The sequence below is a fragment of the Bacteroides ovatus genome (genome assembly GCF_001314995.1).
Taxonomy (GTDB): Bacteria; Bacteroidota; Bacteroidia; order Bacteroidales; family Bacteroidaceae; genus Bacteroides; species Bacteroides ovatus.
Window position 1 is genome coordinate 3604796 of sequence record NZ_CP012938.1, and the last position, 12621, is coordinate 3617416.

At 44.0% G+C, this 12621-nt stretch carries 6 protein-coding genes; 2 read left to right on the plus strand and 4 right to left on the minus strand.

The features are described from left to right. The first annotated feature begins 110 nt into the window (after nt 1-110). Together Bovatus_RS14250 and Bovatus_RS14255 are read left to right on the plus strand one after the other, a co-directional pair. Nucleotides 111-4118: a hybrid sensor histidine kinase/response regulator transcription factor gene (locus Bovatus_RS14250; RefSeq protein WP_074726655.1), complete on the plus strand. Its 4008-nt coding sequence runs from the start codon at nt 111-113 to the stop codon at nt 4116-4118. Between the two features lie 746 nt (nt 4119-4864). After that, nucleotides 4865-6070 (plus strand): ATP-binding protein, encoded by a 1206-nt coding sequence (locus Bovatus_RS14255; RefSeq protein WP_004296504.1) that lies wholly within the window; start codon nt 4865-4867, stop codon nt 6068-6070. Between the two features lie 146 nt (nt 6071-6216). Here Bovatus_RS14255 and Bovatus_RS14260 read toward each other — a convergent pair whose 3' ends face one another. From Bovatus_RS14260 to Bovatus_RS14275, 4 genes are all read right to left on the minus strand, one after another. Further along, on the minus strand, nt 6217-7071 hold the full coding sequence (locus Bovatus_RS14260) for a DUF4886 domain-containing protein (RefSeq protein ID WP_004296506.1): 855 nt from the start codon (nt 7069-7071) through the stop codon (nt 6217-6219). A gap of 21 nt (nt 7072-7092) precedes the next feature. Continuing rightward, entirely contained in the window at nt 7093-8889 is a 1797-nt protein-coding gene (locus tag Bovatus_RS14265) for a glycoside hydrolase family 2 protein (protein WP_004296507.1), read from the minus strand. Between the two features lie 106 nt (nt 8890-8995). Beyond that, nucleotides 8996-10294: an acetylxylan esterase gene (locus Bovatus_RS14270; RefSeq protein ID WP_004296508.1), complete on the minus strand. Its 1299-nt coding sequence runs from the start codon at nt 10292-10294 to the stop codon at nt 8996-8998. Between the two features lie 257 nt (nt 10295-10551). Beyond that, nucleotides 10552-12618, minus strand: coding sequence for an alpha-galactosidase (locus Bovatus_RS14275; RefSeq protein WP_004296509.1), 2067 nt, complete (start codon nt 12616-12618; stop codon nt 10552-10554). Nucleotides 12619-12621 lie beyond the last annotated feature (3 nt).

Here is a 12621-nt window from a genome sequence, read left to right on the forward strand (position 1 = left end):
TCGGGATAGAAAAAGATACAAAAGACACATATCTTCCCCTAAAATGATACATTCGGGATAAGGGATTTATGAACGGAATTCTTAACTTAGCAACGTGAAAAGATACAATTATGAAAAGACACTTACGAATTCCTTTGTTTCTTCTTATCTCCTTGCTGAATAGCCTGGCATCATACGCTTCAAACGAAATGAGTTTTCACCAGCTGGGAGTAAAAACAGGCATGTCCGACAATTATATTCAGGCGATAGAACGGGATAAATATGGGTTCATGTGGTTTGCTACCCGTGATGGCCTGAACCGCTATGACGGGTATCATTTCAAGACTTATACCACCCTCCGGCAAGGAGCTTACAACAATAGCGTAGAATGGGTAGCAGAAGATGCAGCAGGCAATATATGGATAAAAACTCCGGTTAACTATTGTTTTTATGACCGTGAAATGGACGAACTGGATAACAGAACGGAGCTTCTTCTGCACAAGATAGGTATCTTTGAAAGCCCCAGGCAATTATTCATAGATGACGACAAGAACCTGTGGTGTGTTGCAGACAACACATTGTATTACTACATCTTCTCCGATGAAACGCTGTACAAACAGTCACTTCCGGGCAGCGTAAACATTGCCGACATGGCATGCCGCAACAAAAGATGTTACATTCTCATGACCGATGGAAATGTAATTAACATAGACTGGATGCATAAATCCATAACCAAACTGTTTCATACGGAAATACATACCACTTATGTGCCTCACATTTATCTGGACTTTTCTTCCCAGCTTTGGGTGTACGCCCCGCACAGCGCGGATGTCAAATGTTATTCTCTGACAGAAAACAACTGGATTGACTTTGCCGCCCGAACGGAACTCAGTAGAGAACGAACCATGATTACCACAATAACCGACGACGGCAAAGGGAATATCTGGATAGGAACCGATGGCAGAGGAATATTCATATGCCCGTATGATAAAGAAAAGGGCAAGGTGACGCGTCTATTCAAGGATGTCGACAAATTATATTCCCTGCCGGACAATCACGTGACCTATATCTATAAGGACAACCGCGACGTGATATGGATAGGAACCGGCAAACAGGGCGTAGCCTATTCAGGTTTGAACAATCTGATATTCGAAAACCATTATTGTCCCCAACTGGAGGATGTCAGTTGTTTCTACGAAGACGGAGAGGGCAAACTATGGCTGGGATTTGACGGTGAAGGCATAGCCAGTTACGACAAGGATAAAAACACCTATACTTATTATAAATCAAAGAACAAAGAAATTCCTTCCGACTTGATTGTTTGTTCTTTCCATGACAACAAAGGCAGAGTGTGGTGGGGAAGTTTCGGCGGTGGAGCGTTTTATTATCAGAACGGCCAGTTCACTCCGCTCAAAGCGGCGGAAAATAATCCGGTGGAACTGCCTCAATACATACGTCGTATCACACAGGATAATGCCGGTAACTTATGGTTTGCCACTTACTCGCAAGGACTCTACTGCCTGGAACCTTCCGGAATGCTCAAAGATTATACAATGAGTAATTCAACTTTACTGACCAATTACATTGCCGACCTGGCATATGTTGATGGTCATTCTCTTTATGTGGCTACCAGTTCCGGAGTGTACCACATGAATACTTCCACCCGGGAAATGACGATATTGGAACAAACTGCCGACGGTGAAGAAGTGATACAAGATAAGTTCGCCAATTGCATCTATCAAGATTCACGCGGACTACTATGGATAGGCGGACGGAAAGGGGTCAATGTGTATAGCCCGAAGCAAAATAAGTTAATCAATTTGAATACCGCAAACGGTGTTTCCCATTCATATATACGTGCCATTATCGAAGATGCATCTCACAATATGTGGCTCACTACAGACCATGGCATCACCCACGTGGAAGTAGTGGAATCCGATGCTACCAGTATGCCCGACTTCCGTTGCCACCCTTATTATGAAGAGGATGGAATCGGTAACCTTACTTTCAATAATTTTTCAATCTTCTGCAATCACAGGAATGAAGTAATTGCCGGAGGCGGAGGAGGATACGTAAAAATTATCCCACGCGGCAATGACTTGTTTTACTTCGACCGCCAAGTAATATTCACCGACTTATATATTGATAATGAGTGTGTCAATGCAAACAGGCCCGCACACAACGGACGTATCATTCTCACAAAGAACATCCAGTTGCTTAACAACCTCAACCTGAACTATTCAGACAACAGTTTTGCTGTGGAAGTCTCGGCTATGGACTATGGCAATCTGCACAAGCTACAATACGAATACAGACTCAATAAAAACGAAGAATGGACAAAGCTGGAGGGAAACCGGATTTATTTCAATAAACTGGCTCCCGGAACTTATCAACTTCAAGTACGGGTAATGAAGGTTCATGATTATGAAAACGATGCAAGTGCTACACTTTCCATCAATGTGTATCCGCCATTCTGGCTTTCTAATATAGCTTATAGCATCTATGCATTACTGTTGGTGAGTGCCATATCACTTATCTTTATCCACATGAAACGGAAACACCGTCGATTATTGCTTCAACAAAAACGTGATATGGAAACGGTGCAGCAGCATGAAATTGACGAAGCCAAATTACGCTTTTTCACTAATGTAAGCCATGACCTGCGCACTCCTTTGTCACTTATCATCACTCCTCTTGAGCAAATATTGGCTACTAATACGGCACAAGACATAAAAAAGGAATTGAAGTTGATTCATCGCAATGCATTGGCACTCCTGGACGTTATCAACCAACTGCTTGATTTACGTCGGCTGGATAATGGTAAAGCCCAACTCAATCCTTCCCACGGTGATTTGGCAGATTTCATCAAAGAAGTATGTGATTCTTTCTATTCGTACGGCGACAAAAAGAATATTGCCTTCAGCCTTTCATTGAAAACCGATAATCTGGAAACAGACTTTGATAAGAATAAAATGCAGCGCATAATGCTTAATCTATTATCGAACGCATTCAAATACAACGTGAATCACGGAAGCGTGAACGTAGTGCTGGATCGTATCATAAAAGATGAAAGAGAATATGCCTGCATCCAAGTGGCGGATACCGGAATCGGGATACGTGAAGAAAACAAAGCTAAAATATTCGACCGTTTCTATCAAGAAGAGCACTCATCCACTGATTATATCGGCAGTGGCATAGGCATGCATATAGTCAAAGAATATGTTACTCTCCATAATGGCGACATTCAAATTCGCGATAATCATCCCCAAGGTACTATCTTTGAATTTATGTTCCCCATACGACATGAATGCAAGAACATAAATCCCACGGCAACGCCAACTGAAAGACCAGACATACAGGAAGAACCGGAGCAAGCAAAAACGCCAACAGGTCGTTCATTACTTATTGTGGAGGACAACGAAGATTTCCGACAATTCATTGTTGACTGCCTGAAAGACCGATTTACTGTTTATGAGGCCGAACAAGGTGAAAAAGCAATGGAGATATTGGCCCTGCATGATATCAGCCTTGTGATAAGCGATGTCCGTATGCCGATAATGAACGGACTGGAGCTATGTAATAAGATAAAGGGAGACTTCCGTTACTCACATATCCCTGTTATTTTACTAACTGCACGAACCGCCCAGGAACATATGCTGGAAGGATTGCGTGAAGGTGCCGATGACTATATAACCAAGCCTTTCAATCTGGATATTCTTCTACTCCGTATCCAAAAGCTGTTAGAATGGAGTAGCCGCAACCATCAACGATTCGGAAAAGTTGAAGTGTCTCCTGCCGAGATTACCATCAGCACTATTGATGAAAGGCTTATTGAGCGAGCCATACAAGCAGTGGAAGAGAATATGGACAATACAGATTTCTCTGTCGAAGACCTAAGCATGACTGTCGGAATGAGTCGTGGTCACTTATACAAAAAACTAATGACGATAACAGGCAAGTCCCCTCTTGAATTTATCCGTGTCTTGCGCATAAAAAGAGGAAAGCAATTATTAGAACAGAGTCAGGAAAGCATTTCTCAAATAGCTTATCAAGTGGGACTGTCACCCAAACAATTCGCTAAATATTTCAAAGAAGAGTTCGGATGCCTGCCTTCAGAATTCAACTGTAAAAAGGACTGATTCCCTATAAGAAAGCATGCTTTTGTTGCAATGAAAAATAAAAGATGGAGAAAGAAACTTGATTCCCTTTCTTGTTACAGTCAAATTCCTTACTAACTATTAGAATAAAAACCGCCTTCAGCCTTCAGTTCTTTAAAAAAGCCCCTTTTCATCGGTGATTTTTGCTGAAAGCACTCCTGAAAGCAAAAGTGTTTAACTCCAGTTCCTTTTGCCATATTTACTTTCAACAGAGGCTCTGTTGTAACAAAACGGAGCCTGCATTTCATTGTAACAGAGCCTCTGTTTTACCCAAATACAGGCTCTGTTTTGTTCAGCCCACGTGCTGGCGTGTTCGAGCCCACGCGCAAGCAGCCATAAGCCCACATTTCACCTCACTTTTGCCCACGTGGTGGATCTATAGATCCCGCTTGGTGGACATGTATATTCAGCATGGTGAGTATATATACCCATCACGCTGAATATATAGCTCTACTAGTAAGCCTGAAAAGCTGAATGCGCTGAAAGCACTCCCCCTTGCCTACAGTACCTTCCTGCAAGGGATGATATTTTCCGGTTTCAGCCGCTATCTCCTTCCAGCAAAGCGTTTACAGATAAAGCAGAAACGGCTGAAAGCGGATTATAGCATGAAAGTTCAATAAGAGGGTTTTGATTAAAACATTCCATTAAATCTCCGAAAGTTTAAGGTATAATTAAAACTTTTCCGTATATTCGCAAGAGTTTAAGGTATAATTAAAACTTTCAGGCCCATGAACTTTCCTCGAATCCTCAAAAAAAGAAAAGGTTATATTGACCGAATAAAACCTTTTATGCAAAAATCAGTAGCCAAGGTGTTAACAGGGCAACGCCGTGTAGGCAAAAGTTTCCTCCTTTACCAACTTATTGAAGAAATTTTAGCAGAAGAACCGGATGCGAATATTATCTATGTCAATCTTGAAGATTTTACATTCAGTTCTCTACAAACAGCAGAAGATTTACACTCGTACATCATTTCTCATAGCAAAGAAAAAGTTAAGAATTATATCTTTATCGATGAAATACAAGATATTCCCGGGTTTGAAAAAGTCATCCGTTCGCTCCTACTCAATGAAGATAATGATATATACATTACAGGTAGTAACGCCAAGATGCTTTCAGGAGAACTCGCCACTTATTTAAGTGGCAGATATATCGAATTCAAAATATATAGTCTCTCCTATTCTGAGTTTCTTGAATTCCACGGATTAACTGAAAGTGAAACGAGTTACGAATTATATAGCCGTTATGGCGGACTTCCCTATTTATTAAATCTACCTCTCGAAGATGAAACAGTCAATGAATATTTGAAGAGTGTATATTCCACGATTGTATTTCGTGATGTTGTCAGTAGATACAAGTTACGCAATACTTTGTTCCTTGAGAAACTGATTCAATTTTTATCCGAAAACATAGGCAATCTCTTCTCGGCAAAGAATATCAGTGATTATTTAAAATCACAACATACCGCCATATCAGTAAACCAAATACAAAGCTATACAGAATATTTAAACAATGCTTTCCTTATCCACCGAGTAGAGCGGTATGATTTAATTGGGAAACGCGTATTTGAGATAGGAGAGAAATATTATTTCGAAAATATGGGAATCCGGAACATTGTCATCGGATATCGCATTACAGACAAAGCCAAAATATTGGAAAATCTAGTGTATAACCACCTTTTATACAAAGGTTACGATATTAAGGTTGGCTATTACGGAGATAAGGAAATTGACTTTGTCGGAGAAAAGAATGGAGAAAAACTATATATACAGGTCGCTTTAAAAATAGATAGCGACAAGACAGCAGAAAGAGAATTTGGAAACCTGCTAAAGATACAGGACAACTATCCCAAAATAGTGGTAACAGAAGATACATTCAGCGGAAATAGCTACGAGGGTATACGCCATTGTTCTATACGCCAGTTCTTAATGGAGTAAACCATACAATATACGAAAAATAAATGCAGTACACCATCGGGTTGCCACGAGCAATCAAATCGCCTTTGGTGTGCTGCATTTACATTTGAATCAAGTCATCTATAATACCATGGATTCTGCTGCAAGACGGGCGGCAATGTCCATTGTTAGTTAGTAATAGACAGATCGGTTACCTTATACGGATGCTTTACTGCTGCATGGGCAGCTTTCTGAGCAACAGCTTTTCGTGCCTCATCCAGCCCTTCCGGGGTATAAGGATTCCCGACTACATTGTGTTTGAAGATGCGTTCGAACCAGGTACAGGCAGCGGTATAACGTCCAATCTTCACATCCAGATGATAGCCGTCCCGATTCAGGTGGTCGCCGATGAAAGAGGTGCGCGCATTTTGTATGGCAGTGCCCGAAGGGATGACAATCTTTATCTTATTCGCCTTAGCCGCTTTCTTCACTGCATCGGCAATAGCCTGATACATGGTGAGTTGATTGCAGTTGTAGTTTTTAAATCCACTATGCCTGGAAGTAGATGCATACGCCCAGGTTTGGTGCAGCATCAGCTTTGTTTTCTTTGGAAGGCGTGCTTTTACATATTCTATGAGCTCGGGAAGAGAAGCTTCATACGTCTCATACATTCCCGAAAAAGGACTTGCCTGTTGCAGGCTGACGTAATCCCAGTCTTCATCTGCAAGCACCGTTTCCAAAGACATCTTACCCTTTTCCCGTTTTTTTCCATCTGTACCGATTTTCCGGTAGGCATAGGCAGGAGCATTGTCACGGGCATTTTTCACATGACGTTCCAGGGAACAGCCGCCAATAAACATATTGCCGATTATGGTTGAAATGCCTTCGGCTTCGGCAAGTTCATGCAGATATTGCTCCACGGCATCTTGGGAGAAGCTGTTGCCGATGGCAAGTATCCTGACCGTTTTTTGCTGCGCATACACTCCTCCGGCAAGAAGGAGCAGTATGCACATACAAATCACTACAATCTTATATTGCTTCATCACATTCAAATATAACTAAACTTATCGGTTATTTCTCTTTTTCATGTAATAATCTCTCATCAGATACCACGCTTTCTTACGCATACCTTGGTCGGATATGAGCCCTTTGCGGTTCCAGCCATCCTGATTGGTGGGGTGGAAACGGAATGGGGAACGGAAGTCGAACAGAATCCAGGGAGATACGCCACGCAGGTTCGGGATATTGTCGAACATACGGATATTGTCTCTGTACAAGCGTGCCTGGTATTCTTCACTCCAAGAGCTGACTACGTTCTCATCACCGGACTGACCGTACAATGCTTCGCCGCCAAATTCCGAGATAATCAACGGTTTGTCCGTCACTACTTCCCATATAGCGTCTTTCGGTTCCACAGGCCACGGATGATACCAGCCCATATATTTATTGATAGCTACGACGTCCAGTTGGGAAGTAAAAGAATCTTCCATTACAAAACGCTGTTTTTCGCTATTGAAGTGCACAAGGTCGAAAGCGGCAACATACAGGCGGGTAGTGTCCAGTTGCTTTCCCGTTTCGAGCAGGGAAGTAAGGAATTCATTCCGTTCTTTGGAAGGCTGTGTTTCATTGGCGACACCCCAATAACCTACCGCGCAGCGGTTCTGATCACGCTTAATCATTTCAGAAAGCATCCTCTGCGCTTTCTTACGGGTATCATTGTCTGTAAAGTCAATGCCTTGCCAAATGGGAATCTCCTGCCAGAGAAGGAAGCCCATCTTTTCCGCCAGGCGTACCGTGTACTCATTCTGCGGATAATGAGCCAGGCGAATCATGTTCACGCCAAGCGCTTTCGCTTCATTCAGCAACATGGCCGCATCGGCTTCCGAGAAAGCACGTCCCATACGTTGCGGGATTTCTTCGTGAAAAGAGATACAGCACATAAATGTCGGCTTCCCGTTCAGGTAAATATCAGTTCCTTTCACGGTGATATTGCGGAAGCCGATTTGCTCTTCCACACGGTCGGCACTTGAAGATACAGTCACGCCATAGAGTTTCGGTTCTTCCGGCGACCAGCGTTGCAGCCTCTTCGCATTCAATACGGTTTCCGCCTTTCCTTCTGCGTCGGTGGTGAGCTCCGCGTTGATTTTGAGTTCGGGGATGGCAACTGTTACTTTCTCACCAGCCTTTTTATCAGAAAGACGCACGCGGGCGATGATGCGGTCTGGAGTGTTTTTATCCAATTGGATGAAATAATCTTTTATAAATGTCCGGGGAGTTTTCACCAGCAATACATCTCTTGTGATGCCGCCATAGTTCCACCAGTCGAATGCCATAGCGGGAATGGCGTCTTTGGTACGGCGGTTGTTCACTTCTACCGCCAAGAAGTTGTCACCGTCTTTCAACAGGTCTGTCACTTCCACTTGGAAAGGAGTAAAACCGCCTTCGTGCTCTGCTATCTCTTTTCCGTTCAGGTAGACTTTGCTACGATAGCTGACAGCACCGAAATAAAGGAACTGGCGTTTGTCTGCCAAGCGTTTGGCATCAAAGTGACGGGCATACCATACAGTGCCTTCGTAATACTTCAATTCGGGTGATTGAGAGTTCCAGTCTCCCGGAACATTAAGACGCAACCCGCCTTCAAACGCATATTCGTAGAAATCAATATTTCCTTCCGGTTGCCGGTTTTCATAGATTTTCATCCGTTGTCCCTGGTCGTACAGGTCGATGATGGCATTCCATTTACCATTCAGCGAATGGATGTTGCGACCATATACATTCGTTATCAGCTCCTGTGCCGCAACGCTTCCGGCAAAAGCGATTAGCAACAATAGACATAGACTTAATTTCTCACCTGTTTTCATTTAAGTATGTTGTTATAATTAGTGTATATAATAAGTTCAGGCACGGATTACACGGCTTTTAGAATAGAATAGGTAAAACAACAGTGTTAATCCGTGTAATCCGTGCCTATTTCGATTTATTTTTTAGGAAATTCATTACCCAGTTCCAGGCTGCGCTCCACTGTTCGGCATAGGCATAGTGAGCGGTCGTTTCAGCTACAAACAGTTCTTTTGGAGCATTAATCACGTTATAAGTGGAGTAAGTGGTGGTAGGCGGACAAACTCTGTCATTATATCCGAAGATATAAAATCCCGGCACTTTAACCTGACGGGCAAAGTTGACTACATCAAAATACTGAATGGTTTTAATCTTTTCCGGTGTCCGGTTCTTCTCATCCTTAAACAGATGCGGCCAACCGCCTGCACGACCGTGGGCATAACCCGCCATATCACACAAAGCAGGATAGAAAGAAACCAATCCCTTGACACGAGCATCCAGTCCGGCAATTACAATGGAAAGCGCACCGCCCTGGCTTCCTCCAAAAGTCGCCAGATTACCGTTAAATTCGGGAAGTGTGTAAATGAAATCAATGGCTCTCACACAGCCTGTATAAACCCGTTTGTAATAGTACTTGTCCCGATTGTCCATATTGAACGAGTGGTAATTCTTCAAAGCACCGTTATAAAGCCGGTGATACACATCTCCCGTCAGGTTGACCGGAATGCCGTGGATACCGATTTCCAGAATAATAAAACCTTTTCCGGCACGTTCGGCTTCTCCGTTATAGGCACGGATGCCTGCGCCCGGCACTTTCAGAATCGCCGGATATTCCCCGGAAGCCTTCGGAACACAAAGGATGCCGTACATACGGGACGCATAGTCATTGTTCGCAAAGGAGACATGATATACGTTCACCTTATCCGTGCACCTTTCTGGCAGTAAAGTCATTATCGGTTCCAGTGCCCACTTTTCAGCGGCTTCTTTGGTACTTTTCCAAAATTCCAGAAAGTCGACGGGCAACGGAGTGGTCGGTTGCAATTTTTCAGGAGAAAAGCCGACGGTAGCCACGCCTTCATACTCACGCCCTTGGCAAGTGACAAAAGCACGGCAACGCAGGAACCCTTCTTTTTTCATAGTCCCTGCGTTAATTTCAAGCTTTTCATTCTTCAAAGGCTGTTTGCCTGTCTGATGAGGTTTCATCATGTCTTCCGAAATCTCATAACGTACTTCCAGATTATCCTGTGGGATATTGCATTTCAATACCACTACTTTGAATTTCACTTTTTCTCCCGGTTTATACAGCCAATTGGTGTGGTCTGGAGTGACCTGCACTTGAACCAGTCTTTCCTGCGGCTGTCCCCATGCAACTATCTGCATGGAGACAAATGCTATCAGGAGAAGAAGAAAACGTACACTTTTTACCATAGTTCCCTATTTTATTTCATTTGTCGTTGTTATATTAATATCCCATTTATCAGCTATTAATACTCATTGTCTCAAACTATTAATACCCATTATCTCAACTATTAATACCTATCCGCTCAGCTATTAATACCTGACAACTCAACTATTAACATCCAACAGCAGAGGTATTAATGCTTCTCTCCACCTACCATACTACTCTGCGAATCAGAAGTTAACACATCACTCGTTATTAGCGTAGAATGCAGATAGCCGCCTTTTTATGGTTTTACTTCGTATTGATAGAGTGCGAAAGAGTTCTTGTCATTTAGCTCGAAACTTACTCTACCCTGTGCGCCGACTTTTGCAGCAAACTTCTTGCCACTTCCCATCACAGGGATAAAATCCACTTTCTTGCCTTCAGGAAGCCAGGTGTCAATAGTCCCCCTAGCTTGCTCGTTGTCTTCACGGTAAACAACAAGATAACCTTGCGTGCCGGAGACGGTCGATTGGAATCCGGTCCACGAGCGTCCCGAGGGTTCTTCACCAATAGGCAGTATGACGCCTTGATGAAACCGGAGTTGCAAGGGTTGGTATTTCTTGAGCAGAGATGCCGTAATATAAGCCTCTTCGGGCAAGTTCGAAGCCTCCATCCAAGCCAACGGCTGTGCCGCCAAGGTGATAGCAAAGAGGTAATCGAAACTGTAACGGGCGGGGGCAAAAGGATCGGCAGCGTCATACTTGTCGGCATTACGCCATTTATTAAGAAACTCTATCTGCATCTTCTCCGCCGGTACATAGCGAGACAGCATCCAGAGGTTGCGCAAGGTGCGATAAGGGTAATAGTTGCCCCAATCGGTATAGCGGTTTTCCAGGAAGATGTTGCCGTACTCGTTCATATAGTGATACCCGCCGCGACGACCGGCAGTGGCATCGAGGTTGAAAATCACTTCATAGTTGGTTTGCTCCAACACGGTATCAAACAGTCGGCGCAGATTCTGTTCGGCTGTCTTGGTAGGTATCTGCAGGCCGTCTATCTTGAAACAGCAGATGCCGTACTTCTTATAAAGTCCGATAATGGCTTGCGCATCTTTTTGCCAATCGGCAAAATCATTCTGTATGCTGGGGTTGAACCATAATCCGATGCGAATACCCAATTTCTTGCCTTTCTCTACAATAGGTTTCAGACCATGAGGGAATTTCGTGGGGTTGGGCGTCCAGTAACCGGTATTCTTCCAAATATCCTTAAAACTACCTCCGGCGGTCTTTGAGTTAGGGCTTTTTCCGCTCTGCCAGCCATCATCCAGTTGAAAGAGGGTGATGCCCATGCGTGCGGCACGGTCTAGTTCTGCCAGACAGAAAGCCTCATCTATTTTGGCATCCTGGCTACGGTCGCCCCAGGTATTGAGCATAATCATCTCATCCTGTGCGGCGGTATGATGACGCAGTTGTTTCTGATAGAGGCGCAAGGCAGTAAGCGCTTCTTGCTCGCCGCCGGTATAGATGCCGGTAACGCATCCATAAACGCGGGTCCAGCTATCCGGCTTTACATCATGAGACGCAATGCCCAGCCCCACTACCATAAAATCGCTAAAGTCCGCCACGAAGTCAGAACCCGGATAATGTAATTGGGTACTGCTGCTAGGAGCCTCTTTCAAAAAAAAGAAGCCTTGACGCGTAACTACGTCATGAGCAAAAAGCAAATTACCACGATACGTATTGCGACGGTAAGGAAGCCAGGTACGCCCGGTCACCAGATTGTCGTTCCAATCGGTGTAGTCGAAAAACTCTATTGTGCGGGCACTCCAATGATTGCCGGATAGTTGCAGCCTGTCGAGCGTGGGAGTTTTCACCCCCGTAGCCATATCGGCCGTGTGCTCTATATTTTTGCGGTCAGCGTTAGAGCGGTTATCCTCCTTATTCTGATAAAGTTCCACTTGTCCTTTCAGATAGGTGTCGCAAGCAATGGCGGGACAGTCTGCATAAATGCGATAGCGACGCTCTATATTCAGCGAACCGATAGTGCAAGCCACGGTAGCCTGCAGATAACTGGCGTGGATGCCGTTCGTCGGTATCTCGTTCACGGTGAGCGTGGCATCCGTAGGGATACCTTTCACAATCGAGAAATCGGGTTGTTTGCCCTGTACCGGAATGTTTTTTCCGTGTTGCTTGTCAGTAAGGCTGATGGTAACGGGTGCACCGTTATTCCACAGCATGGCGCGTTCCATATAGTTATTGCCTATACGTAGCGTGTCACCTTTCAGAAAAGCGTAATACTGTTGTCCTCCCCAAAGCGGCAAGGTACATATTGCCGATAGAAATATCGTAATAATATTTTTTTTGCTCATAGT